The sequence below is a fragment of the Burkholderia sp. AU45251 genome (genome assembly GCF_030482905.1).
GTDB classification, from domain to species: domain Bacteria; phylum Pseudomonadota; class Gammaproteobacteria; order Burkholderiales; family Burkholderiaceae; genus Burkholderia; species Burkholderia aenigmatica.
On record NZ_JAUJQH010000007.1, the window covers coordinates 224,614 to 251,350 of the forward strand.

Below are 26,737 nucleotides of genomic sequence, written 5' to 3' on the forward strand. Positions count from 1 at the left end.
GGAAATCACTATCCCGAATGTTTTCATCGTGACGTGCGGTCCGGCAGGGAATCTGCCGCAAGTCCGTGCTCCGGGCGCCGTCACGCCGAGCCATGCCATACAGCACGCTTCAGTCCATTCGCCGCTACCAGAGCATCTCGATGTTCGGGGGCGGCATCGTCGTCACGATCCTGATCCTGATCGCCTGCGGGCTCGGGATCACGTCGATCGTCTACGGCTACCTGGATGGCGAGCGGCGCAATTTTCTGAACGGGGTCGAGGAAGCGGTCGACGAGATTCAGGTGAGCGAGACGTCGTTCCGCAACGGCGTCTCGAATACGCAACTGATCTGGCGCGAGACCGGCGAAGCGCCGGCCGACGTCGTGAACGGTTTTTTCGACAACGGCCAGCAGCTCGCGATCACGCCGTATCCGTCGCTTGTGGTCGGCGTGCCGGGGCAGACGGCGCAGCGCGACGAGGTGGCGCGCTATCTCGCGCTGTCGTTCATGCTGTCGCGCATTTGCGCAGCGAGCTCGATGAACCGAGGGCGCATGCTCGAGGGCTACCACTACAGCACGCGCACGGGGCTGTTCGGCTTCGTGCCGCACCTGTCGCGCGACAACCCCGCGCTCGCGACGCCGGAGGCGCGCGCGCAGGTGATGGCCGCGCTGCACATCGATTTTCCGGCCGTGTCGCTCGACGCGAACAATAGCCAGCCGCATGTCCTGTGGCTGCCGCCTTACGTGAATCCCGTGACGGGGCAGGTCCGGATCCGGATTGCCGCCGAAGCGCGCGCCGGCGGCCAGCCGTTCGCGGTGCTGGTCACCGAGTACGCGCCCGAGTACCTGTTGTCGTGGCTGCCCGGCCGCGCGCAGGGCGGCGTGTTCTTCATCGCGAGCGCGGACAAACGGCTGATCGCGATCGATCCGCGCGTCGAGCGCACGCCCGCGCTCGACGCGCGCCTGCTGGAGCTGGACGTCGCGCACGGGCCTGCTGCGGCGGGCGAACCGATGTTTCGCGACGGCGCGATCGTGTTTCGCACGCGGCTTGCGTCGACGGGCTGGACGATTGCCTATGCGCTGTCGTGGAGCGACATGGCGGCCGGTATCGGCATGCAGGCCGGCGCGCTGCTGGCGGCGACGCTGCTCGCGATCGCCGTGATGTGGCTGCTGCTCGTGCGATTTAACCGTCGCGTGCTGGTGCCGGTCTATGCGCGCTCGGCGCGCGTGTTCGACAGCGAGGATCTGTGTCGCAACGTGATCGGGATGGCGCCGGTCGGCATCGGCCTCGTATCGCTGTCCGATCGCCGCATGATGCTCGCGAGCGATACGCTGACGCGGATGATCCCGTCGCACGACGGCGATCACCACGCGCTGTCGGGGCAACTGCTTGCGAAGCATGACGCGTTCGTCGCGAACGGCGGCGCCGGCAAGACGATGCAGACCGACCTCGTGCTCGACGGCGATGGCATGGCGCCCGTCCATCTCGAAGTGTTCGCGCGCGGCGCGCGCTACCAGGGCAAGGACGTGTTGATCGCCGCGATCGCCGACGTCACGGCGAAGCGCCGGCTCGTGCAGAAACTGGAGGAGGCGGTGCGCGCGGCCGATTCGGCGAATGCGGCGAAATCGTCGTTCCTGGCCGCGACGAGCCACGAAATTCGCACGCCGCTGAACGTGATCCTCGGCAACCTCGAGCTGCTCGAACGCACGGCGCTCGATGCATCGCAGCAGAGTCGCGTGCAGACGCTGCGCGCATCGGCTGAAGGGCTGCTCACGATCGTCAGCGACATCCTCGATTTCTCGAAGATCGAAGCCGGGGCGATGTCGGTCGAGTCGATCGAGTTCGACGTGATCGCGGTGATCGAGCGCGAGCTCGCGGCATTCGCGCCGGTTGCAAAGGCGAAAGGGTTGCCGCTGTTCGCCGATATCGACGCAAGCGGCGGACAGCGGATGCGCGGCGATCCGACACGGCTCGCGCAGGTGGTCGGCAACCTGTTGAGCAACGCGATCAAGTTCACGAGCGACGGGCGCATCGTCGCGCGCGTGGCGGTCGGGCGGAATGCGCGCGGCGCGCCCGAGCTCGCGATCGGCATCGAGGATACCGGCATCGGGATCGAGCTCGCGCAGCAGGCCAGGCTGTTCAAGCCGTTCTCGCAGGTCGACGCATCGATCACGCGGCGCTACGGCGGCACGGGGCTCGGGCTCGCACTGTGCGATCGGCTGGTCGCGGCGATGGGCGGGACGATTTCGGTCGACAGCACGCCGCGCATCGGCAGCCTGTTCACCGTGCGCTTGCCGCTGCGCATGGGGATTGCGCCGAAGTCCCCGGTCGGTGCGGGCGCAGACCGCACGCTGATCGTCGTGTCGCCGGAGGACGCGTGGCGCACGTTCGCATTTCCGCATCTGCGTGCATGGGGTTTCGACGTCGCGATGCATCCGAGTCCGATCGGGATTGCCGCCGGGTGCCTCGCGCGTGCACACGCGATCGTGCTCTTCGGCGATTCCGATCTCTGGCGGCGTGAGGAGCTCGACAGTCTTGGCGGCGGCGTGCCGGTCGTGCTGGCTACACCGGACGGCCCGCTGCAGCCCGACGTCGCGGGCCACACGATCCGCGTGTCGAGCTATTCGCTGAACGGGCTGCGCACGGCGATCGAGCAAGCGCGCGTTGCAGTCGTCTTACCACGAAGCCAGCCGGCCGGCGAAGTCGATGACGATCGAGCTAAAGCGGCTTTCAGTGCGTGTGTGCCGCGCGTGCTGGTCGCGCAGCCCGACGTCGCGGGCCACACGATCCGCGTGTCGAGCTATTCGCTGAACGGGCCGCACACTGCGATCGAGCAGGCGCGCGTTGCGGTCGTCGTACCGCGAAGCCGGCCGCCCGGTGAAGTCGATGACGATCGAGCTGAAGCGGCTTTCAGTGCGCGAGTGCTGGTCGCCGACGATGCGTCCGTCAACGGCTCGATCTTCCGCGAGCAGCTGGATGTGCTCGGCTGCATGGTTCGATGCGTGTCGTCCGGCGGTGCCGCACTCGACACGCTCGCGACCGGCGCGTGGGATGTGCTGCTGCTCGGCGCCGACCTGCCCGACATGTCGATCCGTGAACTGGCGGAAGCCGTCCATCTGCGTGCACTGCCGTGCGACATGATCGTCGTGGCATCGCATCTGGCGCCCGACGACTCCCGGCGTTACGCGGCATCGAACGTCGAATGCGTGCTGACGAAGCCGGTGATGCTGGCCGACCTGCGCCGGGGGCTCGCACGCATCGCGCGGCGGCGCGGGGTCGCGTTTCCCGCGGGTGCGGCGGACGCGCGGCCGGCGTCGGGTGCCCCGGCGGCTGCGGCGGCACATTGGTCCGGACGATAAAAGGAAAGCGACGCCGCAGCGGCATAGATCGCCTGCGTCAGAACAGGGAAGGCAGACACGCCGCATCGCTTCGGTGTCGCGTGATTACGACTGAAGAAGGAAGGATGAGGCCGTGCGCTATATGGGAAAGGTGTTTGGGCTGCTGCTTGGATTCGCGAAGTTGCCGGAGAAGTCCAGACGGGATTTTCTGATGAAACTGAACGAATTCATGATCATGTCGCCGTCGCAGAAGCGGCAGGCCGTCACCGAGTGGCAGCACGCCGCGGATGACGGGGCAACTGAGCCGGACAAGTCCGTGGTCAAGCGTTAGGCAGCGGCTTTGGCCGCCTGCGGGACGGGGCGACGGCGTCGGGGGCGTCGCCGATCGGACGTGCGCGCGCCGCGGACTACCGAGGGTTCGGGTCGCGACGTCATGTCGGCTGCATCGACTGGCGAGACGGCGGTTGCGCCGGATCGCAGCGGGCGCAGGGGATCACGTCCGATTGCGTCGCCGTAGAGTTCGCTTATTATCTTAATATTGCGCTGCGCACCGCCTGGTTCCCTGAGCACAGCAACGCAGCCGTGTTGCGAGATGGCTTCGAATCCTGGCGCATCGCACAGAACATCGCACGTCGGGCTGCGTGTATCGGGAGAATAATAGAGATGGATGAATTTTTTGTGCGAGTGATTGTAGCGGACGATCATCCATCGTCCGCGCTCGGGATGTCGCAGGCACTCGCGGGCAGTAGCACGATCAAGCTTCTTGGTACTGTCTCGAATTCGACCGACCTGGTGGCAATGCTCGACGAGCAGCAGAGCGACGTGCTCGTCGTCGATTATGTGATGCCCGTCGGCAAGTACGGCGACGGCCTTGCGTTGCTGTCGTTCCTGCAGCGTCGCTATCCTGCGCTTCGCCTCGTGACGATCACGATGATCGACAACCCGAACGTGTTGCTCGCGATCCAGAAGCAGGGTGTCGGGTGCATCCTGAGCAAGTCCGACGCGATTTCGCATCTGGTCGGCGCGGTTCATGCGGCCTTCGTCGGTGCAAATTATCTGTCTCCGTTCGTCAGGAAGCTGTTAGAGAGTTGTCAACCGTCGGCAGGGACCCGCACTTTGACGGCCCGCGAGATCGAAGTCGTGCGGCTTTACGGGGCCGGCCTGACGGTCGGCGAGATCGCCGTCCAGCTGCATCGCAGCAAGCAGACGATCAGTTCACAGAAATCGAGCGCGATGAAGAAGCTCGGTATCGTCCGCGATGCCGACCTGATCCGCTATGCGAGCGAGGGCCAGTTGCCTGAATTTCCCGAAGCCGATGCGTAGGCGAGCGGTCGGCAGGCCATACCGGGTGAACCGAACAGCGCATCATGCCGTGCCGGCGCCGAGTCGACTTCGACGACACGTATGCCCACCAAACTGAAAACATTGATCGCGCATGCCACCGCAGCAGGCCGAAAGCCGTTCGAGCCGGGGCGGATTCGGCGCCAGCAGCAATGGCTGCTGTACGGGGGTGGGGTTGCGATCACAGGGTTCGTGCTGGTCTGCGTGGCGCTCGTCATACGGCTCGACCTGCAGGAGTCGGTTGCGCGATTCCGTTCGGAGTTTTTGGTCCGCGAGGCCGATTTGCTGGCGGAGATGGAAGTCGTCAAGGCGCTGCAGAACCGCTACATCGAAAATATCGAGCTGACGGCCAAGCGTGGGCCAACTGCGTCTCCAGACGCACTTGAGCGGCTTGCCGACGGTCGCGGCAGATTGACCGTCCTTGGCCACATGGGGCGTGTGGCGGTGGCCGCGTTCGCGGTTGATCCGTCGTCCCGGCCATCGAGTGCCTATGCCCCCTTTCTCGCGGCGGCTCTCGAGCAGGTAGAGATTACGGGGATTCTGCCGCCGCAACAGCCGGGCGATCCGGGGATGGGGGGATACCTGATCGACCCGGACGGCACATTCGTGATCGTGACCGGTTATCCGCTTGTGAAGCCGACGCTCACCTTGCCGGCCGATTTCGATGTGAAGGCGTTGATTCGGCAATTGCAGCCGCCGGCCGATTTCGTATCGGCAGCGGAGGCGCCCGGCAATCAGCGAATTTATTTGGACAGGCGACAGGATCCGCTGCTCGGGCGATCCGTGCTGCGGTTCGTGCAGGCAGTTCGGGACCCGAAGGGCAAGCCGATCGCATGGTTCGTCGTCGTTACCCGGCCGGAGATCGACAATATCCTGCGCTCTTCGTCAGCCGGCAAGGACTATGCACTGGTCGATGCGAACGCGAATGTCCTGACCGGCCAGCAGGCCGGGTCAGCGACGACCGCGCGCGCGCTCGACTACGCGCGTGCGGTTACCGGGGAACGCGCAGCCGCCCACCGTGTCGGCACGCATATCGTCATTGGCGACCGGATGCCGGGGTTTCGCGAAATCATGACCGCGACTTTCTCTTGGCGCAGTCTTTATGACGATATGACCATCCACCTGGTCATTGCAGGCGGGCTTGCGCTACTTGCCATCGGCACGATGTGGTTAGCGATCGTCATGTTCGACCGGCGAGCGCTGCGCCCGGCGAACCGTCGTGCAATCCGGCTGATCGAGAGCGAGGCCCTCAACCGTGCGCTGATTCGCACAGCGCCGACCGGGCTCATGCTGTTGTCACTTTCGAACGGCGAGACGGTGGTGCGCAACGAGGCCGCGCAGACCTACGAAGTGTCCGGTATGTGCCCGTCGATCGGTAAGCAGATCTGGCAGATCTATCGCGATAGCGGTCAGATCCGGCACGCGCGACAGGCAGTCGCGCACGAGTTGTCGATCGATCTGCCCGGCGCGGGCCGAACTTATCTCGCCACGCATATCGTCCGGACCCGCTATCGTGGCGTCGACGTACTGCTCTGCACGCTCACCGACATCACCGCCCGCAAGCGGATGGAAGATAAGCTGCGCGAGGCGCGCGAGGCCGCGGACGACGCGAATAAGGCAAAGTCGACGTTCCTCGCGACGATGAGCCATGAAATCCGCACACCGCTGAACGCGATCGTCGGCAATCTCGAACTGATGGCACGTGCGCAGTTGCCGGCCGACGAGCGTCGCCGGTTGCAGACGGTCATGTCGTCGTCGGACGCGTTGCTGCACGCGATCAACGACGTGCTCGACCTGTCGAAGGTCGAATCCAACCAGATGGTGCTGGAAGCGATTCCGTTTGACCTGCGCGCCGTGCTGCGAGACGTCGCGGCGATCTTTCGCCCGCTCGCCGACGCGAAGCAGCTCGCGCTCGAATACCGGCTCGAGCCGGGGATGGCCGACGGGTACGTCGGCGATCCGGCCCGCTTGCGCCAGATCGTGTCGAATCTGGTCGGCAATGCAATCAAATTCACCGAGCGCGGCAGCGTGACGGTCGACGCGCGCCCGGCAGGCCCGCCGGGCGCCATGTGCGGCGTCGAGATCGCTGTGAGCGACACCGGGATCGGCATTCCGCCGGAAGGGCTGCTGACATTGTTCGACGTGTATGTACAGACCGATCCCTCGATCTATCGGCGTTTCGGTGGCACGGGGCTGGGGCTGCCGCTATGCGGACGCCTCGTGCGATTGATGCACGGTACGCTGGCGGTCGACAGCACGCCGGGCGCGGGCACGACGTTCGTCGCGACGCTGCCGCTGCCGGACGCGCCGTCCGGATGGCGCGTCGTGTTCGACGACCTGCCGGCCGACGTGCCGGCGCAGCCGATGCGGGCGGCTGACGGTGCGTTGCTGCGCGTGCTCGTCGCGGAGGATCATCCGGCGAGCCGCGCGCTGCTGCGGGATCAGCTCGATGCGCTGCAGTGCGACGCGACGCTGGTGGCGAACGGCATCGAGGCGATGCGCGCGTTTTTCGCGCAGCCATTCGACGTGGTACTAACCGATCTCGGCATGCCGGAGCTCGACGGGTTCGCGCTTGCCAATTTCCTGCGCGAGCAGCGTGCGAACGTGCCGGTAATCGCGATGACCGCGCATGCAACCGACGAGGACCGGCGGCGCTGCGCCGAGGTGGGCGCGGTGGAGGTGGTGCTCAAGCCGTTGTCGATCGCGGCACTCGACGCGGTGCTGCGGCGGCACGGGATGCGAGGGGCGCCGGCCCGTGCGCATCGGGACGGATCCGATGACCGGTCGCTGCCGGCGATGACGGACGAGATGCGCGAAAAGCTGCGCGGTGCGACGCTGCACTCGCTGGCGGCGATCGAAGAGGCGCTGTCGAACGGGGATGCCGAGCCGGTCCGGATCGAACTGCATTCGATGCGCGGCGGCTTCGCGCTGGCGGGCGACGTGACGGCTCGCGACGCGTGCGCGGACCTGGAGCGTATCGCGCACGACGGCGACCGGAACGCGCTTCACGCGCGCTGGCCCGGGTTTCGGGCATGCATCGAGCAGGCGCTGGCACGGTTGGCGTAATCCGGCGCGTGGTGACGGCGGTATCGGCGAGATGCCGCTGCGCATTGCGCGGCGGCTGGTTGACCGTCGAACCCGAGGGTGGCTTGACGCGGGCGGCCCGCCGGGATGGCGGGCGCGCGGACAACGCGAACCGGACCCGGGGGTACGCCGGTTTGTCCGGACGCGTTCCCGGTTACTGATAGCTCATCGTGAACGTGGCGACGGCATCGGCGTTGCCCGCCTTCAGCGGCGCGCCATTCACGACGTAGCGGGCGGACAGCGGGATGGTGACGTTCTTGTTCCCCGTCTCGGTGACAAACCACTGATTCGGGTTGCCGGTTGCGCTCGAATCGGGTCCGAGCGACACGGGTGTCGACTTGTTCATGATCTGCACGCCGACCCCCTTGGCCGCGGAGCCGGGCGCCAGCCCGAGAACGGTGCTGCGATTGCCCGCGTTGGTGCCGTCCGTCAGTGTGATGAACATGCGGGTTGTCGCCCCTTGCGTGCCGCCGGAGCATTGCAGGTTGATGTCGAAGCTCTTGTCGGCGGATTGGCCGTCGCGGTTCAGCGTGGACATCTGGACCTTGCCGAGCGGAACGGAGATCTTCGGCGTCGTCACCTTGCAACCCGGCACCAGCGGCTTGACCGCGACCGTGCCGCCGAGCCGCACGAGGATCGGCACCTGCCCATGATCGAGTAGCGATACCTTGCCGACATCGCCGCGCAACGTGCCGCCAGCCGTGATGGGCCCGACCTTGACGAGTTCGACCACGAACGTGTAGTTCGGCAAGAAGGTGATGCCGGATACGCCTCTATTTTCATCGATGAGTTGATTCCACCAAGTGACGCTGCCCCCGTATAGCTTGCCCACGCGAAGCCCGATGCCTGCGATACCGCTCGGGAAGGTGTTGGTGCGGGCATCCATCGGGCCGACGCCCGAATATTCCATTCGGCCGACGTACTGGGGGATGCAACCGGAGATGTATGTCTCCTCGTACTGCATCGCGGATTCAGCCCTGGCGAGAACCGATCCGTCCCGCACCGTCGGATCGAAGCTGGGCAGCGTGCCGAAATTCACCGTGTAAACGGAAGTCTGCACTTCGCCGGTAGATCGTTTGCTGATCTTGCAAACAGCCTGGGCCGACGTGCTGGCCGCGAGTACGGCGAGCAGCATGGCGCAGTGCCTGACGACGTGACATGCCCGGTTCCCGCCGAGCATTCGCATGAAGGAAAACATCGAATCTGATCCTCTTTTGTGTCTGTAATGGGGCGTCGGAACGCATTTCGCCGCGCGTTCGGCGCGCGGCTGATCCACACAACGAACGCGCGTGCCGGAACGGGCGCCGTGGCGATTCGCCGACAGCATCGACCCGCCGCCATGAATATCAGCGACCGGCCATGCGGCAGCTCATTTCGACGCGTTCGTACATGAGCGCCTTGTTCTGCTGCGGCAGCGTGTAATCGCCTTCGCAGGTGCTGTCGCCCCACTTGATCGACAGGCGCCCTTGGTCCTTCACGCCGAACACGAGCACGCGCGACGCGTTGTCGACCATGCCGAGCACCTTGCCGTCCTGGCCGTAGGCCGTCGCGCCGAGCGGGACCTTGGCGCCGTCCGCGGTCGACACGGCGAACTGGATGCGTCGGCCCGTGTCGGCGCTGAAGCGCGTCTTGACGATTGCGCCGCGCGTCGGCACGACCAGCTTGGCGTTCTCGACGATTTCCGTATTGCTGCCGAGGCTCTCGGTATCGACGTTGAGCCAGTTGTAGCGATACGGTTGCATGTAAGGCAGTACCGCATAGCCGCGCCAGTCGGTACTGACGGTCGACGACGCATCGAAGCGCGCGCCCTTCACGCCCGGCACCTCGACGATCGAGAAGGTCTCGCCGACCGGCTGACCGAACGTGATGCCGCCGCTGTGCGCGACGATCGAGCCGGTCGCGTTGACATCCACATGCCGGCCGTGGCCGGTCTGGTTGTAGTTGGTCGCCAGCTTGACCGTCGGCGTATCCCAGCCGAGCCCGACGCCGCCGGACATGCCGTTGTCCTTCTGGTAGTCCGTCTGCACCGAGTAGTTGGCGCGGTTCCGCTCGTCCAGGAATCCCGACACGCCGGCTTGCGCACTCACGTCGCCTCGCGTCGACGCGACGACGTTCGAGTACGCGCGATGCCCGCGCATGCTGTTGCCGAACGGTATGCTGATCATCGCCGAGACCTGCGTGTCGGCCTTGCCGAACGGCCCGGTGTTCTGCGTGCGTGCGAGCGCGACGCTGTAGCTGACGTTTTTCAGCGCGCCGCTGTAGCCGAGCTGGTAGTTGCGGCTCGTGCCGCCGCGGTTCCAGTAGCTCGTCTCGCTGATGCTCGCGTAAACGGAGCCGCGCTGGCCGAGCGACTGATTGATATTCAGGTCGACGCGGCTCTTCTGGCGTCGCAGCCCGTCGTTGCGCAGTCTGTCGAGATCGTCGACGTGCTGGCCCAGCGTGCGGTAGCCGTCGGTCGAATAGCGATAGCCGACCATCGTGAACGTGGTGTCGGTAGCCGTCAGCGTCTTCGAGTACAGGAACCGGAAACTCTGCCCGCTCGCCTTGCGGCCGGGCGCGTTCGACTGGCTGTGCGTGATGTCGAACGACAGCCCGCCGAACCGCGAGTTGAAGCCGACGCCGAGTGCGAGCGCCGCGTAGTTTTGCGCGCCGATCAGGCCGCCGTAGCCGGTGAAGTTGTCGGACAAACCGTATACCAGCGTGCCCTGTGCGAAAGTCGGGCGCGCGCCGCCGTAACCGCGGTACTGGCCGGCGGCGAACGCATAGCGCATCGCGCCGCGCCGAATCATCACGGGCAGGAACGAATAGGGCTGCGTGTAGCGGCGCACGCTGCCGTCGGATTCGGTAATCGTGACCTCGAGGTCGCCGTTCGAGCCGCTCGGATAGATGTCCTTCAGCTCGAACGCGCCGGGCGTCACGTTCGTCGAATAGATCACGTAGCCGTTCTGGCGCACTTCGACGACCGCGTTGCTCTGCGCGATGCCGCGCACGACCGGGGCGTAGCCGACTGCGTCGTCGGGCAGCATGCCCGTGTCGGAATTGACCTGCGCGCCGAGGAAACGGACGCTCTCGAAGATCTCGCCGTTCGAGAACAGCTCGCCCGCCGACAGCGTCCCGTGAATGCCGCGCAGGTCGCGCTCGACGTACGTGCGGTTCGACGTGAATTTCGATGCGGTACCGCGCTGCCCGTTCAGCGACGAATCGTTGCGCAGCCGCCAGCCGCCGAGGTTCAGGCCGCTGCGCAGGCCGAGGTAGTAGTAGTTGCTGTTGTACCCGGAATCGGCGTCGTGGCTGAAGCTCGCCTGGTAGTTGGTGAACGCGGCGGTCACGCCATCGTTCCACTGCGACGGATCGACGTAGCTGCGCGAGTGGCCCGGCACATAGACTTGCGGCATGCGCACGGCGAGCGACAGCGCGGAGACGTCGAAGTCGACCGATGCGCCGTCGATCTGGCCTTGCAGGTCGATCGGCGTGTCGTCCGGCAGATCGGCGGCGATTTTTTGTTCGCGCACGAGCCGCGTCACGTCGACGCCGAGCGCCTTGAGCAGTCCGAGCGTGATCACGGGGTGAATCTCGCCGGCGTCGTTCGCGGCGAAGGCGACCGATTTGCGCATCGGCAGCCGCTGGTTCAGCGAGACGTCGACGTCGTAGATGCCCGGTGGAACGGCGCTGCCCTGTTCGAGATACTTGAGCGCGACGGGCGCGTCGCCCTTCTTGAGGAACAGTTCGTTGAATTCCGCCGCCGGTGCGATGGCGGGCGTGACCAGACTTCCGAGGGCCACCAGACAGCATGTTCCTTGCAAAGCCGCTGCACGCAAGTCGGTTTTCTTTTCGTCGTTGGTGTCCATGCTTTGATCACGTGCGTCGGCCTGTATCCAGAAACGCCCGTCCTTTAAAAGTTATGTAATGCGAATTAAATAGAAAGATGTCATGCGCCAACTCATTTCGTGCCGCCGGTCAGTTCGAGACTGCCGCCTGATGGGCGTCGGCTGCGCCGTAGTCGTTGATCGACTCGAAATCGACGGTTGCGCCTGACGCGAGCGAATGCGTGGAGACCTGCTTGACGACGAGCCGGAGTGTCGACTTCGGCGGAATCGTCGCCGTTTCGATCGGGTGCGACTGGGCGCCTGCGTGGAGCGTCGCCTTGGCGAGCGACACGTAATACGGGCTGTTGTTGGTTACCTCGAGCCCGGCCTTGCCGTCCGTACCGCGCCAGCGCCACTGGAGTTGCGTGGGGGCGTCAACGGGTTTTCCTTCGAGACCGGCCGGCCGATAGAACAGCTTGATGCGCTGGCGTACCGCGATCTGCAGCGTGTTGGCGTCCTTGGCCTTCTGCGGAATTTCCTGGACGCTCAGCCAGAACATGGACTCGCGATCGGCGGGCAAGCCCTGGCCCGCATAGAAAATGCGCAGGGTCTGCTGCTTTTCCGCAGCGAGACGGCTCAGCGAGGGCGTGATCGCGAATGGCGGATCGGTTGTCGTGTCGTTGGTATCCAGCCATGACTGGATCATCACGTCGTCCGCCGACGGGTTCCGGACGAGCAACGACGCTTCCTTGCTTTGCGCCGTATACACGACCCGCGTCGCGCTGAGCGAGATGCCGGCGACCGATGCGCCGGAGTAAGGCAATAGCGAGCTGGCCGCGACCAGCGCGGCAATGAGTGATCGTTTCATGATGACCCGGAAAGAAGTGAGGGGCGACGGGACGGAGCTGCGTCCCGTCGCTCGTGGAGGGGTTACTCGTAGGTCAGCGTGAACGGCAGCGTACCGTTCGCCGTGCCGGCCTTGATCGTTGCGCCGTTCGCGACATAGCCGGCGCGCATGCTCAGCGCAGCCGTGTAGACCGGGGCGTCATCCGTGCCGCCCTTCACCAGCTGCGCGTCGAACGTTTCGTTCGCCGCGAGATCCAGGAGCTGGTTGTTGGTGTTGTACAGGCCGATGCCGACGCCTTCCGCGTCGCCCGCGGTCTTCAGCAGCTTGTTGTTCTTGCCGTCGAGGCCCGAGCCCGACAGCGGGTCGAACTTCAGCTTGACGGTGTTCAGGCCCGTGCCGGTGCTGCCGCAGTCGACGTTCAGGTTGATTTGCGTGCCTGCCGCGATGCCGCCGCCTGCCGCGCCGCCGAGCGAGTCGGCGCTGACCTTGCCGAGGTTGACCGCGACGATCTGGTTGCCCTTCGAGCCGCCGACGCTCGCGCCGGCACCGCCGGTGAGCGAGCACGACGCCGTCATGATTTCGCCGGTGAAGTTGATGGTGCCGTCGGCCGCCATGGCGGAGTGGGTGAAAGCGAACGATGCGGCGGTTGCGGCGAGTGCGATGAGGGATTTGTTGAAGTTCAAGATGACTCCGGTTAAAAACGTGATTGAGAAGGGAATTAACTCTTTAACTCTTTCAAGAGTTGAGGCAATGGTAGCGTTTGAGTCGGGTTTGCCTCAATTGGATTGGTACGAAATGAACGTATTTGAGTCTCGTACAAGTACTAAATTTTTTTGGGGTGTATCCGCGGCCTGAAAAGGCGCGTCTGCTGAAGGGGTGCAATTTTTGATGGCCGTGGATTTTTCGGGGTTTTGTAAAAATATCGAAATTAAATATAATATTTTTGCGTGATTTTATTTTTTTGTTAAATTAAATTAAACGCCTGCTGAATTTTCTGGGCCCTCCGAAATCGTGAAATGGAATGCCCCGGAAAGGCCAGCATGCAGAAAGAATGACATCGCCCGGTTTCACCGGCGGTACGCGTCCCGGCAATCCCGATGTCGCCCTTCAGGTGCGACCGTGATAATCGCCGACGTCGCGGATTGCACGTCTCAGATGCGCGACCGACCGGTTGGCCGGCGTGCCGGATATGGCGGAGATTTCTTGTTTTCTTCGGCGCTCAAACCTGACGCGCGACGTTATCTTGCCTGTGAATTAATTATCGGACGTCAAAAGCCGAGAAGGCTAAATTTAAAAATTGTACTCGTGCTAACTGTTTTTAGTGGTGTATTTCTAAACTGTCATATCGTTTGCGGAAAAAGATTATGGAGAATTTAGGTGATGGAATTGTCTTCCTAAAATTGACGTCGGTTTTTATTTAATTTAAAGGAAAGCTGACGCGGCACGAAGGTTTGCCGATCTTCATGCTTGGCGCCACGCCCACGGTGGTGCAGCGGGCTTCCGTCGTGGTTTCGGAGAAGTACCCGCAATTACGGATCGCTGGCGTTCATCACGGCTGTTTCTGGGATGATGAGCGTTCGATGGTCGAGTGCATTCGTGCGTCGGGTGCCCGATTGCTTTGCGTCGCAATGACATCGCCGCGAAAGGAAAATTTCATCAATCGCTTGAAAGCGGATCTTGGTGTCGATTTCGTGACGGGGCGGTACGTTCGACGTGGTGGCCGGGAAGGTGAGACGTGCACCGCGGTGGATGCAGCGCAGCGGCCTGGAGTGGGTATTGCGCGTGATCCAGGAACCGGGGCGGATGTGAAAGCGCTACCTGTCGACCAACAGCCGGTTCTTGGTGATGCTGGCGGGCGCGTACCTATCCCGGTTGCGTCGACGAAAGCGTGCGGTCGATGCCCGGTAGATCCGCTCTCGCCGGAAGCGTGCTTGTTCCAGCGGCTTGCAGGGGGCGGTCAGCAGCGCGGCGCGGGGGCCGGCAGGCGCCGTTGCTGACCTGACACCGGAAGCCCGGACGCCTGCGCCGCGGGACAACCTGCATCGTGTCACCCGTCGCCCGCGTCAACCCTCCCGAAAAATCCCGCTATACGCACTCAGCGCCGGCACTCCCCCGAGATGCGCATACAGCACCTTCGACCCCGGTTCGAATTCGCCGAGCCGCACCTTGTCGATCATCCCGTGCATCGATTTCCCTTCGTAGACGGGATCGGTCAGCATGCCTTCCAGCCGTGCGCACAGCCGAATCGCGTCCAGCGTGCCGTCGTTCGGCAGCCCGTACTCGGGCCCCGCATAGCGCGTGTCGAGCACGACATCCTGCTCGGCGATCTCGCGGCCGAGGCCGACGAGTTCGGCCGTGTGCCGCGCGATGCGCGTGATCTGTTCGCGTGTTTGTTCCGGCTTCGCCGACGCATCGATCCCGATCACGCGATCCGCGCGTCCGTCGGCCGCGAAGCCGACGACCATCCCCGCCTGTGTGCTGCCCGTGACCGAGCAGACCACGATGTAATCGAACTTGAACCCGAGCTGCGCTTCCTGCGCGCGCACTTCCTCCGCGAAACCGACGAACCCGAGGCCGCCGAGCGGATGCTCGGAACAGCCGGCCGGAATCGGATACGGCTTGCCGCCGGCCTGCCGCACGCTTTCCATCGCGTCTTCCCAGCTGCGCCGAATACCGATGTCGAAACCGTCGGATACGAGCCGCACGTCGGCGCCCATCATCCGCGACAACTGGATATTGCCGACGCGGTCGTACACCGGATCTTCATAGTTGACCCAGTGCTCCTGCACGAGCACGCACTTCATCCCGAGATGCGCGGCGACGGCCGCGACCTGGCGCGTCTGGTTCGACTGCACGCCGCCGATCGACACGAGCGTGTCCGCCCCCTGCGCGAGCGCGTCTGGAACGAGATATTCGAGCTTGCGCGTCTTGTTGCCGCCGAATGCGAGGCCGCTGTTGCAGTCCTCGCGCTTCGAATACAGCTCGACCTTGCCGCCGAGATGCGCGCTCAGGCGCTTGAGCGGCTGGATCGGCGTCGGGCCGAACGTCAGCGGATAACGGGGGAAGCGTTGCAGGTTCATCGGCGGGCTCCGGAAAGCGGTGGACAGGGCGGGAAATCGGATCGATCGGTCGCGGCCGGAAGGCCGTGTTCCGATGAGAAAAATGATAGGCAGAAGCGCGAGAAATGAGCTTGCGAAAAAAATTGCGGTGACCTACGTTATCGACGAGATGAGCGAGAGATAAACAATTTCGGTTCGCTGAAATGGAGGATGGCGCAATGAAATTAGATCGCGGTAGCGCAACGCCGGCCGATGCCGCACCGGTGCTCGATCGCATCGACCGCGCGATCCTGCGGCAACTACAGCAGGACGCGTCGATCTCGAACGTGAGCCTCGCAGCGAAGGTGAAGCTGAGCGCACCCGCCTGCCTGCGGCGCGTCGAGCGGCTGAAGGAAATGGGGTTGATCCGCGGCATCGTCGCGTTGCTCGACCCGAAGCCGCTCGGCGCCGGGATGCTGGTCGTGATCGGCTTCGTGCTCGATCGCTCGACGCCGGAAGCGTTCGCCGCGTTCGAGAAGGCCGCGCAGAAAGTGTCGGGGTGCGTCGAGTGCCACGTCGTGACCGGCGAATTCGACTACTTCATGCTGGTGCGCACACGCGACAACGACAGCTTCAACCGGCTGCATGCCGAGCAGCTGCTTTACCTGCCCGGTGTGCGGCAGGTTCGCTCGTTCATGGTGCTCAAGGAGATCCTGTCGACGCATGCGTTGCCGCTGTAGCGCGGCATGCGTGACGCTTGGCCGGCCGGGTGTGCTGCGTTACGGCGGCACACCCGGCGGAAAAGGGAGGGAGGGATGGCGCTGCCGAAAGGGGCAGCGTGTCGTGATGGCGAATGCGGGTGCGTTCAGCGCTGCCAGGGCGCCGCACCATCGGGCGATGGCGCAATCTTGCCGAGCCGCTCGCGTGCCGCCTGGACCACCGCCGCTTCGATCTCGCCTTCATCGGCCAGCGCCTTCAGCGCGGCGAGCACGATACTCGCGCGATCGACTTCGAAGAACGTGCGCAGTGCTTCACGCGTGTCGCTGCGGCCGAACCCGTCGGTGCCGAGCGTCACGTAGCGGCGCGGCACGTACGCGCGGATCAGCTCGGGCACCGCGCGCACGTAGTCGGTCGCGGCGATCACCGGGCCTTGCGTCGATTCAAGCATCCGCGTGACATACGGCTCGTTCGCCACTGCACCAAGTCGTGACAATCGCTCGGCCTCCATCCCGTCGCGCTGCAGTTCACTGAAACTCGTCACGCTCCACACGTCTGCATCGATGCCCCATTCATCCGTCAGCATCCGCTGCGCGGCGAGTACCTCGCCGAGGATCGCGCCCGCGCCGAGCAATTGCACGCGTGCCGTTGCGTTCGAACAGGACGGCAGCCGGTGCATGCCCTTCAGGATGCCTTCGCGTCGCGCGGCCGCGTCGTCGGGCATCGACGGCTGCGCGTAGTTCTCGTTCATGACGGTCACGTAATAGAAGACGTCGCGCTGCTGCTCGACCATCTCGCGCATGCCGGCATCGACGATCGTCGCGACTTCGTACGCGAACGCCGGATCGTACGCGCGGCAGTTCGGGATCGTCGAAGCCGCGAGATGGCTGCTGCCGTCCTGGTGCTGCAGGCCCTCGCCGCCGAGCGTCGTGCGGCCCGACGTCGCGCCGACGAGGAAGCCGCGCGAGCGCTGATCGGCGGCGGCCCAGATCAGGTCGCCGATGCGCTGGAAGCCGAACATCGAGTAGTAGATGTAAAACGGCAGCATCGGCAGGTCGTGCACGCTGTACGCGGTCGCGGCAGCGATCCAAGACGAGATCGCGCCAGCTTCCGAAATCCCTTCCTCGAGAATCTGGCCGCGCGTGTCCTCGCGGTAGTACAGCATCGAGCCCAGATCCTCGGGTTCGTAGCGCTGCCCGAGCGGCGAGTAGATGCCGACCTGCCGGAACAGGTTCGCCATCCCGAACGTGCGCGCTTCGTCCGCGACGATCGGCACGACGCGCGGGCCGAGCGCCGGATCCTTCAGCAGTGCGGCGAGCATGCGCACGAGCGCCATGGTCGTCGACATCTCGCGATTCGCCGCGTCCAGCGCGAACGCACCCCAGGCCGGCATCGGCGGGACGGTCAGCCCCTGCGATGCCGCCATCCGCCTTCTGGGCAGATAGCCGCCCAGGGCAGCCCGGCGAGCATGCAGGTAACGCATCTCGCGGCTGTCTTCGGCCGGTTTGTAGAACGTGAGCTGCTCGACGTCGTGATCCGACAGCGGCAGCCGGAAACGGTCGCGGAACGCTTTCAGGTCGTCGACGTCGAGCTTCTTCTGCTGGTGGGTCGTCATCCGCCCCTGGCCGGCCGCGCCCATCCCGTAACCCTTCATCGTCTTCGCGAGGACCACGGTCGGCTGGCCGCGATGGGCGAGCGCACGTGCATAGGCGGCGTGCAGCTTGCGTGCGTCGTGGCCGCCGCGGCGCAGGCGGTCGATCTCCGCGTCGGTGAGCTGCGCGGCGAGCGCGTCGAGCGCCGGGTCGCGGCTGAAGAAGCGTGCGCGGTTGTATGCGCCGTCGTTCGCGGAGAAGGTCTGGAACTGGCCGTCGACGGTGTCGGCGAACGCACGGGCAAGTGCGCCCGCGTGATCGCGCGCGAACAGCGGATCCCAGTCGGAACCCCACAATACCTTGATCACGTTCCAGCCGGCGCCGGCGAACAGCGCTTCGAGTTCGTCGATCACGCGGCCGTTGCCGCGCACCGGGCCGTCGAGCCGCTGCAGGTTGCAGTTGATCACGAACACGAGGTTGTCGAGGCCCTCGCGCGCGGCGAGCGACAGCGCGCCGAGCGATTCGGGCTCGTCCATTTCGCCGTCGCCGAAGAAACCCCACACGGTGCGGTTCGCGGTGTTCGCGAGGCCGCGATGCTGCAGGTAGCGCATGAAGCGCGCCTGGTAGATCGCGTTGATCGGGCCGATGCCCATCGAGCCGGTCGGGAACTGCCAGAAGTCGGGCATCAGCCACGGGTGCGGATACGAACACAGGCCGGGACCGGCAATTTCGCGGCGGTAGTGCTTCAGGTGTTCCTCGTCGAGGAAGCCTTCGAGATACGCGCGTGCGTAGACGCCCGGCGACGAATGCGGCTGGAAGTAGACGAGGTCGCCGCCCGTGCTGCCTTCACGCGTTGCCGCGCGGAAGAAATGGTTGAAGCCGACTTCGAACAGGTCGGACGCCGATGCATAGCTTGCGATGTGTCCGCCGAGTTCGCCGTACGCGCGGTTCGCGCGCACGACCATCGCGAGCGCATTCCAGCGCAGCGCGGCCGACAGCCGCTCTTCGAGATCGGCATCGCCCGGATACGGCGGCTGCTCGTGTGCGGCGATCGTGTTCACGTACGGCGTGACGGCCCCACGCGACGCCGCAAGCCCGCGGATGTGCGCATGGGCGCCGAGCCGGTCGAGCAGGAACTGCGCGCGATCCTTGCCGACGTGCGCGACGACCGCGTCGAGCGCTTCCAGCCATTCGGCGGTTTCTTCAGGGTCGGCATCGGCGTGCGCGAGGCCCGCGCGCCGCGTGGCGTCGATTCCGTTCGACAGGTCCGTCATCGCAGGTCTCCCGCGCGCCGGGTCGGGGCGGCGCGCAATCAGTGGCAATCGGTCGGATCATGCTACCCGCCGATCCGCAAAATATGCGTCTGATTTCATTGGGATTTCTGGTCTGGATAGTGTAAATATTCCGGTTACGTCCACTCTTCAGGAATATTTAGACCATGAGCGCGAACCCGCGGCGGCTCGACCGCATCGACATCGGCATCCTGAACCAGCTTCAGCAGAACGCACGGATCACGAACGCGGAACTCGCGAAGGCGGTGAACCTGTCGGCCACGCCGTGCTTCAACCGCGTGCGCGCGCTGGAGAAGCTCGGGCTGTTCCGGCAGCAGGTCACGCTGCTCGATCCCGAGCCGCTCGGGCTGCGGATCAACGTGTTCATCCAGGTCAGCCTGGAAAAGCAGGTCGAGGATGCGCTGCAGCGTTTCGAGGAAGCGATTTCGCAGCGGCCCGAGGTGATGGAGTGCTACCTGATGTCGGGCGACGCCGATTACCTGCTGCGCGTCGTGATGCCCGACATGCGCACGCTCGAGCGCTTCATCATCGAGCGGCTGACGACGATTCCCGGCGTGTCGAACATCCGGTCGAGCTTCGCGCTGAAGCAGGTGCGCTACAAGACCGCGCTGCCGCTGCCGGCGGCGGGGCTCACGCTCGTCGATCCGGACGAAGCGGCGTCCGACTGGAGCTGAGCGCGCCGGCCGTCGAGCTGTCCATCGGCTGACGCCGCGGTGACGAATCGATGACGCGCGAACGTACGCGCACCGCGCATCGAACGAATCGCGCGAACGCCCCTCATACGTCAGTCGGATCGTTCGCACGGCCACGACGTCGAGCGGGCAACGCGCGTATGCTCGTCCGGGCGGCGGCGCGTGCGGATGCGCGGACGGTTCATGCATGTCTCGGTCAATCAACGAATGAGGGCGTCATGGCAAGACAGACGATGGCGGAATACCTGGCGAAGACGCTGGCGGCAGCAGGCGTCGAGCGCATCTGGGGCGTGACGGGCGACAGCCTGAACGGCCTGTCGTTCAGCCTGAGCCAGATCGGCTCGATCCGCTGGATGCATACGCGGCACGAGGAAAGCGCCGCGTTCGCGGCCGGCGCCGATGCGGCGTCGACCGGGCGGCTCGCGGTGTGCGCGGGCAGCTGCGGCCCCGGCAACCTGCACCTGATCAACGGGCTGTACGACTGCCACCGCAATCACCAGCCGGTGCTCGCGATCGCCGCGCACATTCCGTCGACCGAGATCGGCCTCGGCTACTTCCAGGAAACCCATCCGCAGGAACTGTTCCGCGAGTGCAGCCACTTCGCGGAACTCGTGACGAACGCGTCGCAGTTTCCGCGCGTGCTCGCACGCGCGATGCGCACCGCGATCGACGAGCGCGGCGTCGCGGTGATCGTGCTGCCGGGCGATATCGCGCTCGGCGACGGCCCGGAAGAGCTGCCTGCGTGGAGCGAGTCGTCACCGCCGTCGATTCTGCCGGCCGACGCCGATCTCGACCGGCTCGCGGCGCTGCTCAACGGATCCGACGCGGTCACGCTGCTGTGCGGCAGCGGCACGCAAGGCGCGCACGACGAAGTGGTCGCGCTCGCCGACACGCTCGGCGCGCCGGTCGTGCATGCGCTGCGCGGCAAGCAGTTCGTCGAATGGGACAACCCGTTCGACGTCGGGATGACGGGGCTGATCGGTTTCAGCTCGGGCTATCACGCGATGGAATCGTGCGACACGCTGCTGATGCTCGGCACGGATTTCCCGTACCGGCCTTTCTATCCGACGAACGCGAAGGTCGCGCAGATCGACTGGAAGGGCTCGCAACTCGGCCATCGCGCGCCGCTCGCGCTCGGCCTCGTCGGCACCGTGAAGGAAACGATCGCGGCGCTGTTGCCGCGCCTCACGCGCAAGACGCAGCGGCGCTTCCTCGAGAATGCGCTGAAGCACTACGCGGCCGCCCGCAAGGGGCTCGACGATCTCGCGGTGGCCGAGCCGCCGGGCCGCGCGATTCATCCGCAGTACCTGACGAAGATCGTCGACGAAGTTGCCGCTGACGATGCGATCTTCACGGCCGACGTCGGCACGCCGACGCTGTGGGCCGCGCGCTACCTGACGATGAACGGCAAGCGGCAACTGCACGGCTCGTTCAATCACGGCTCGATGGCGAACGCGATGCCGCAGGCGCTCGGTGCGCAGGGCGCGCATCCGGGGCGGCAGGTCGTGTCGCTGTCCGGCGACGGCGGGCTGTCGATGCTGCTCGGCGATCTGCTCACCGCGCGGCAGCTCAAGCTGCCGATCAAGATCGTCGTGTACAACAACAGCCTGCTCGGCTTCGTATCGATGGAACTGAAGGCGGCCGGCTATCTCGATACGAACGTCGACCTGAGTCCGACCGATTTCGCGGCGATCGCGAAGGGCGCGGGCATCTTCAGCGTGCGCGTCGAGCATTCGGAGAACGTCGAGGAAGCGCTGCGCATGGCGTTCGCGCACGACGGGCCGGCGGTGGTCGACGTCGTCACGTCGAAGTACGAGCTCGCGATGCCGCCGAAGATCGAACTCGCGCATGCGAAGGGCTTCAGCCTGTTCATGCTGCGCGCGATCCTCAGCGGGCGCGGCGACGAGATCGTCGAGCTCGCCAGAACCAACTTGCGGTGAAACGGCGCCGCGCAGCGCTGCTTTGGGCAGCGCGCGCGGCGTACCGCATCGACGAACGCAGCGGGGTGCGTTCGTCCCCGCACGACGAATTGAACAACACGAAAACATGGCAATCGAGATTCGCGCTTACGAGGCATCCGACCTGCACACGCTGTCGGCCATCTGGTTCGACGCATCGCTGCTCGCACATCCGTTTCTCGGCGAGGCGCGGCTGCGCGAGCAGCGCACGCTGATCGAAGCGATCTATCTCCCCAACGCGGAAACCTGGGTCGCATGTCGTGCCGGCGAGCCGGTCGGCTTCATCGGCCTGCTCGACGGGACGATCGGCGGATTGTTCGTCGCGCCGTCGATGCTGGGCCACGGGATCGGCCGCGCGCTGGTCGAGCATGCGCTCGCGCTCAAGGGCACGCTCGATCTCGAGGTGTACGCCGACAATCGCGATGCCCGCGCGTTTTACGCGCGACTCGGCTTCGAGGACATTTCGCGGCGCGACGAGGACGATGAGGGCTTGCCGTTCGCGAATATCCTGATGCGTGCCACGCGTTAAGCGTGCGAGCAGGTGCCGTGTGCCGCGTGGCGCGGCATCGGCTGTGGGGATGTTCCGGTGCGCGTGCGCGTGCTGCGCTCAGGCCGGTGCCGCTTCGCGCCCGGTAGCCACCCACTCGCGCACGGCTTCGACGAACAGCCGCAGCGCCGCCGGCGGATGCCGGTTCGCCGGATAGTAGAGGCATGGCGCACCGAAATCCTGGCCCCATTCCGGCAAGACCTGCACGAGCCGCCCGGCGGCGACGTGATCGGCCACGCGCGACTGCGTCACCCACGCGATGCCGATACCGGCCAGCGCGGCCTCGATCATCAGCCCCTGGTTGCCGAGCGTCATCGGCCCGTCGACATCCACGCTGACCCGCTTGCCCTTGCGGATCAGATCCCATCGATAGAGCGCGCCGCTTTCGAACCGGTAGCGGATGCATCGGTGTTGCACGAGATCCTGCGGACGCGCCGGCGGTGCGTGCCGCGACAGGTAGTCGGGCGACGCCACCGCGACGAAGCGGATCGTGTCGCCGAATTTCACGGCGATCATGTCGCGCGGCACGTCTTCGTGCACCCGGATGCCGGCGTCGAAGCCGTGCTCGACGATGTCGATCAGCCGCGAATCGGTGACGAACTCGACGTGGATGTCCGGATAGCGGGCGACGAACGCGGGCAGCACATGCCGGATCAGCGGGCGCGCCGCCGCTTCCGACGCGCTGATCCGGATCTGGCCGGACGGGCGGTTGCGGGCGGTGGCCGCGTCGTTCAATGCATCTTCGAGATCGGCCACCGCGGGCCGCACGCGCAGCAGCAACTGCTCGCCGGCCTCCGTCAGCGCAACGGAGCGCGTGGTGCGGTTGAAGAGGCGCACGCCGAGCCGCGCCTCGAGGTGGCGCACCGCATGGCTCAGCGCCGACGGTGACACGCCCAGGATGCGCGCCGCGCCGCTGAAGCTGCGCTGCTCCGCGATCGTGATGAAGGTCGTCAGTTCGCCGATACCGGTGCGGAGCATTTGTGAATTTTCCTCAGTAACGCATGAAAGGGTACGCCGATTGTTGAGCAGTATCCATCAACCTACACTGGCTTCCTCGGCATCCCGTCGATCCTTTTCATCTTCAGCAGGAGAACGTCATGCAAAAGCGCATGCTGGGTAAGAGCGGCCTCGAAGTCTCGTCAATCGGGCTCGGCTGCATGGGATTGAGTTACGGCTACGGCCCCGCCACCGACAAGGCGAGCGGCATCGCACTGATCCGCGCCGCGTTCGAGCGCGGCGTCACGTTCTTCGACACGGCGGAAGCGTATGGCCCGTTCGTCAACGAGGAACTGGTCGGCGAGGCGGTCGCGCCGTTTCGCGACCAGGTCGTGATCGCCACCAAGTTCGGTTTCGAGGACGGCCAGCCGATGAAGGGCGTCGACAGCCGGCCGTCGCATATCCGCGACGTGGCCGATGCGGCGTTGAAGCGGCTGAAGGTCGATCGTATCGACCTGTTCTACCAGCATCGCGTCGATCCGAACGTGCCGATCGAGGACGTGGCCGGCACGGTCAAGGACCTGATCCAAGAAGGCAAGGTCGCGCATTTCGGGCTGTCGGAAGCCGGTGAGCAGACGATCCGCCGCGCGCACGCGGTGCAGCCGGTCGCCGCGCTGCAAAGCGAGTATTCGCTGTGGTGGCGCGAGCCGGAGGCGCGGATCCTGCCGACGCTCGAGGAACTCGGGATCGGCTTCGTGCCGTTCAGCCCGCTCGGTAAAGGTTTCCTGACCGGCGCGATCGACGCGAATACGACGTTCGCGGAGAACGATTTCCGCAATGTCGTGCCGCGTTTCTCCGAGGAAAACCGCAAGGCGAACGCGGGCCTCGTCGACCTGCTCGGCCGGATCGCGACCGACAAGGGCGCGACGCGCGCGCAGATCGCGCTGGCCTGGCTGCTGGCCCGCCAGCCGTGGATCGTGCCGATCCCGGGCACGACGAAGCTACACCGGCTCGACGAGAACGTGGGCGCGGCCGCCGTCGTGCTGACGGCCGACGATCTCGCCGCGATCGAAACCGCGCTGCAGCAGATCAGGATCGTCGGCGAACGCTATCCCGCGCACTTCCAGCAGCGTATCGATCGCTGATCGGGCATCCGGCGGACGATCGGGCACGAATTGATCAGCGGAATCAGGGACAATCTTCACGTCGTCTTAAGTTTGTGTTTCCTAGAATCGATTTGAACGTCGCTCTTCCTGCGACGGACCGATTCGTCCAGGAGGATGCGCATGCCAAAGCCCCGTGTCGCCGTAGCCCTGTTCAACGAAGCCATCGGCACGTCGCGGCCGACAGCGCAACCGCTCAAGGGCTGCCCATGATGTGGCCGAACGCGTGGCGTGTCTCGGCACTGTTCGTGCGCGAGTGGGTTGGCCGTCCGGCCTCGGTGGGCGCGTTGTGCCCGAGTTCGCGGCAGCTGGCACGCGAGATGGCCGACGCGGTGCCGGACGGCGACGGGCTGGTCGTCGAGCTCGGCGGCGGCACCGGTGCGATCACCGCGGCTTTGCTCGAACGCGGCGTCGCGCCACGGCGCCTCGTCGTGGTCGAGCGTTCGCCGGCGTTCGTCCAGCATCTGCGGCGACGCTTTCCGGGCATCTCGATCGTGTCGGGCGACGCGCGGCAGCTCGAGCGGCTGCTGCCGCCCGATGCGCGCGTCGACGCGATCGTGTCGTGCCTGCCGTTGCGCACGCTGCCGCGTCAGGACGTGACGGCGATCATCGATCAGTGCCATCGCGTGCTGTCGGCCGATGGCGTGATGATTCAGTTCACGTACGACCTGCGGCCGCCCGGCCGTCATCCGCTGGGCGATTCGGCATTTGTTGCCAGTGGCAGCCGGATCGTCTGGGCAAACATTCCGCCTGCGCGCATCGTGACCGTGCGCAACGTCACAGCCGAACATGCGGAATGACGCCGCTGCACGCGAGGCGCCCGACCGTGGCGCCTCGCCGTCACCTTTCATAAATCCTTCCAATCCTTCCAATTAGCATTCATATTGCCGTCACATCAGGTTCCTACCATCGCCTTTCATTTCGAAAGCATCAACGGCGGGGAGAACCGGCAACATGAATCGAATCAAAATGGCGGCGCTGCTGTGTGCGGGCGCCTTTGCACTGGCCGGATGCGGCAGCGACGACGACCCGACCAGCACGGCGCCCGGCCCCACGACGCCGCTCGCCGCGCGTAACGTGATCTTTTTCCTCGGCGATGGCATGGGGATCACGACGATGACGGCCGCGCGCATCTATGCGGTCGGTGAAGACGGCGCGCTGACGATCGACTCGCTGCCCGAAACCGCGTTCGTAAAGACCTACTCCAACGATGCGCAGGTGACGGACAGCGCACCGTCGATGTCGGCATACATGACCGGCGTCAAGACCAACAACGAAGTGATCTCGATGTCGCCCGACACGAAGGCGATCGAGCCGACCGCGAGCCTCACCGGCAACTGCGGCACCAACAACGGCAAATCGGCGACGACGCTGCTCGAGATCGCGAAGGCGCAGGGGCTGGCCACCGGCGTCGTGACGACCACGCGTGTCACGCATGCGACGCCGGCCGCGACATACGCGCACGTGTGCCATCGCGACGCCGAGAACGACATCGCCGCGCAGCTCGTGCCGGGCGGCGCGGGCTACAACGGCGCGCTGGGCAACGGCGTCGACGTCGTGCTCGGCGGCGGCACGCAATTCTTCGTGCCGAAGGATGGTGGCGGCAAGCGCACCGACGGCCGCAACCTGGTCAACGAGCTGAAGGCGAAGGGCTATGCGTTCGCGCAGAACCGCGACGACCTGCTGGCCGCCGATGCGACGAAGAGCGGCAAGCTGGTCGGCCTGTTCTCGTCGAGCCACATGAGCTACGACCTCGACCGCGGCGCGACCAAGGAGCCGAGCCTCAGCGACATGGCGACGCGCGCGCTCGACGTGCTGCAGCAGAACCCGAACGGCTATTTCCTGATGGTCGAGGGCGGCCGGATCGACCACGCGCTGCACGACACCAATGCGAAGCGCGCGCTGCAGGACACGGTGGCGTTCGACAACGCGATCAAGGCCACGATCGACAAGGTGCGCAAGACCGATCCCGACCTGAAGAACACGCTGATCGTCGTCACGGCAGACCACGACCATACGCTGGTGCTGAACGGCTATGCGGCGCGCACCGGCAAGACCGAAGCAGGCAAGCCCGGCGTACTGGGCGTGCTGCGCAACTACCAGACGGGGACGGTCGCGAAGGACGCGGACGGCGCGCCGTACACGATCATCGGCTTCGGCAACGGCGAGAACCGCGTGCAGGGCAGCCGCGCGGGCACCGCGCTCACCGATGCGGTGACGGGCGCCGACGACTATCGCCAGGAGGCGGTCGTGCGGATGGACAAGGGCAACGAGACGCACGGCGGCACCGATGTGTTTCTCGGTGCGATCGGCCGCGGCGCGGATGCGTTCCACGGCGTGATCGAGAACAACAAGGTCTTCGAGCTGGTGCGCAACGCGGTGCAGCTGTGAGCGCCGACCATACGGG

Annotated in this window: 19 protein-coding genes and 1 pseudogene; 13 read left to right on the top strand and 7 right to left on the bottom strand. The window is 65.4% G+C overall.

All coding sequences use genetic code 11. From position 1 onward, the window contains the following. Positions 1–92 precede the first annotated feature (92 nt). The 4 genes from QZM67_RS17415 to QZM67_RS17430 all read left to right on the top strand — a co-directional run bounded on the left by QZM67_RS17415 (position 93) and on the right by QZM67_RS17430 (position 7,724). Complete coding sequence (locus QZM67_RS17415) at positions 93–3,338, top strand: ATP-binding protein (protein WP_301805199.1); 3,246 nt, start codon at positions 93–95, stop codon at positions 3,336–3,338. A gap of 121 nt (positions 3,339–3,459) precedes the next feature. After that, positions 3,460–3,648, top strand: coding sequence for a hypothetical protein (locus QZM67_RS17420; RefSeq protein WP_301805361.1), 189 nt, complete (start codon positions 3,460–3,462; stop codon positions 3,646–3,648). 332 nt (positions 3,649–3,980) lie between these two features. Continuing rightward, the gene (locus QZM67_RS17425) at positions 3,981–4,640 is read left to right on the top strand and encodes a response regulator (protein WP_301805201.1); all 660 of its coding nucleotides are present in this window, start codon (positions 3,981–3,983) and stop codon (positions 4,638–4,640) included. Positions 4,641–4,721: 81 nt separating this feature from the next. Further along, positions 4,722–7,724, top strand: a complete 3,003-nt coding sequence (locus QZM67_RS17430; RefSeq protein WP_301805203.1) for a hybrid sensor histidine kinase/response regulator — start codon at positions 4,722–4,724, stop codon at positions 7,722–7,724. Positions 7,725–7,896: 172 nt separating this feature from the next. Here the strand turns inward: QZM67_RS17430 and QZM67_RS17435 are convergent, their stop codons facing one another. From QZM67_RS17435 to QZM67_RS17450, 4 genes are all read right to left on the bottom strand, one after another. Next, entirely contained in the window at positions 7,897–8,877 is a 981-nt protein-coding gene (locus tag QZM67_RS17435) for a fimbrial protein (protein WP_301805206.1), read from the bottom strand. Between the two features lie 211 nt (positions 8,878–9,088). Continuing rightward, positions 9,089–11,524 carry a fimbria/pilus outer membrane usher protein gene (locus QZM67_RS17440; RefSeq protein WP_301805208.1) on the bottom strand — a complete coding sequence of 812 codons (2,436 nt, stop codon included), beginning with the start codon at positions 11,522–11,524 and terminating at the stop codon, positions 9,089–9,091. 175 nt (positions 11,525–11,699) lie between these two features. Further along, a complete protein-coding gene (locus QZM67_RS17445) occupies positions 11,700–12,416 on the bottom strand; it encodes a molecular chaperone (RefSeq protein ID WP_301805211.1) in 717 nt (238 codons plus the stop codon). A 62-nt stretch (positions 12,417–12,478) separates the two neighbouring features. Beyond that, entirely contained in the window at positions 12,479–13,078 is a 600-nt protein-coding gene (locus QZM67_RS17450; RefSeq protein ID WP_301805214.1) for a fimbrial protein, read from the bottom strand. Positions 13,079–13,858: 780 nt separating this feature from the next. Here QZM67_RS17450 and QZM67_RS17455 point away from each other — a divergent pair. Together QZM67_RS17455 and QZM67_RS17460 are read left to right on the top strand one after the other, a co-directional pair. Continuing rightward, positions 13,859–14,023 (top strand): annotated as a pseudogene (locus tag QZM67_RS17455) (WecB/TagA/CpsF family glycosyltransferase); the annotation flags it as partial. A 121-nt stretch (positions 14,024–14,144) separates the two neighbouring features. Continuing rightward, complete coding sequence (locus QZM67_RS17460; protein ID WP_301805365.1) at positions 14,145–14,204, top strand: hypothetical protein; 60 nt, start codon at positions 14,145–14,147, stop codon at positions 14,202–14,204. Positions 14,205–14,458: 254 nt separating this feature from the next. On the opposite strand, the gene QZM67_RS17465 is transcribed toward QZM67_RS17460, so the two are convergent. After that, positions 14,459–15,475: a 1-aminocyclopropane-1-carboxylate deaminase gene (locus QZM67_RS17465; RefSeq protein WP_301805216.1), complete on the bottom strand. Its 1,017-nt coding sequence runs from the start codon at positions 15,473–15,475 to the stop codon at positions 14,459–14,461. 197 nt (positions 15,476–15,672) lie between these two features. Here QZM67_RS17465 and QZM67_RS17470 point away from each other — a divergent pair, with 197 nt between their 5' ends. Next, on the top strand, positions 15,673–16,173 hold the full coding sequence (locus QZM67_RS17470; protein ID WP_175022763.1) for an Lrp/AsnC family transcriptional regulator: 501 nt from the start codon (positions 15,673–15,675) through the stop codon (positions 16,171–16,173). A 125-nt stretch (positions 16,174–16,298) separates the two neighbouring features. On the opposite strand, the gene mdeB is transcribed toward QZM67_RS17470, so the two are convergent. After that, a complete protein-coding gene (mdeB, locus tag QZM67_RS17475; protein ID WP_301805224.1) occupies positions 16,299–19,016 on the bottom strand; it encodes an alpha-ketoglutarate dehydrogenase in 2,718 nt (905 codons plus the stop codon). 164 nt (positions 19,017–19,180) lie between these two features. Between mdeB and QZM67_RS17480 the strand changes: the two genes are divergently transcribed. The 3 genes from QZM67_RS17480 to QZM67_RS17490 all read left to right on the top strand — a co-directional run bounded on the left by QZM67_RS17480 (position 19,181) and on the right by QZM67_RS17490 (position 22,213). Continuing rightward, positions 19,181–19,708, top strand: a complete 528-nt coding sequence (locus QZM67_RS17480) for an Lrp/AsnC family transcriptional regulator (protein ID WP_301805227.1) — start codon at positions 19,181–19,183, stop codon at positions 19,706–19,708. Between the two features lie 236 nt (positions 19,709–19,944). Continuing rightward, positions 19,945–21,666, top strand: a complete 1,722-nt coding sequence (gene poxB / locus QZM67_RS17485) for a ubiquinone-dependent pyruvate dehydrogenase (RefSeq protein WP_301805230.1) — start codon at positions 19,945–19,947, stop codon at positions 21,664–21,666. Positions 21,667–21,772: 106 nt separating this feature from the next. After that, complete coding sequence (locus QZM67_RS17490) at positions 21,773–22,213, top strand: GNAT family N-acetyltransferase (protein ID WP_301805234.1); 441 nt, start codon at positions 21,773–21,775, stop codon at positions 22,211–22,213. A gap of 78 nt (positions 22,214–22,291) precedes the next feature. On the opposite strand, the gene QZM67_RS17495 is transcribed toward QZM67_RS17490, so the two are convergent. After that, positions 22,292–23,209, bottom strand: coding sequence for a LysR family transcriptional regulator (locus QZM67_RS17495; protein WP_301805237.1), 918 nt, complete (start codon positions 23,207–23,209; stop codon positions 22,292–22,294). 119 nt (positions 23,210–23,328) lie between these two features. Here QZM67_RS17495 and QZM67_RS17500 point away from each other — a divergent pair, with 119 nt between their 5' ends. From QZM67_RS17500 to QZM67_RS17510, 3 genes are all read left to right on the top strand, one after another. Continuing rightward, positions 23,329–24,312, top strand: a complete 984-nt coding sequence (locus QZM67_RS17500) for an aldo/keto reductase (protein WP_301805240.1) — start codon at positions 23,329–23,331, stop codon at positions 24,310–24,312. Positions 24,313–24,539: 227 nt separating this feature from the next. Continuing rightward, positions 24,540–25,130, top strand: a complete 591-nt coding sequence (locus QZM67_RS17505; RefSeq protein WP_043178798.1) for a class I SAM-dependent methyltransferase — start codon at positions 24,540–24,542, stop codon at positions 25,128–25,130. Between the two features lie 154 nt (positions 25,131–25,284). Then, positions 25,285–26,721: an alkaline phosphatase gene (locus QZM67_RS17510; RefSeq protein ID WP_301805244.1), complete on the top strand. Its 1,437-nt coding sequence runs from the start codon at positions 25,285–25,287 to the stop codon at positions 26,719–26,721. Positions 26,722–26,737: the final 16 nt, after the last annotated feature.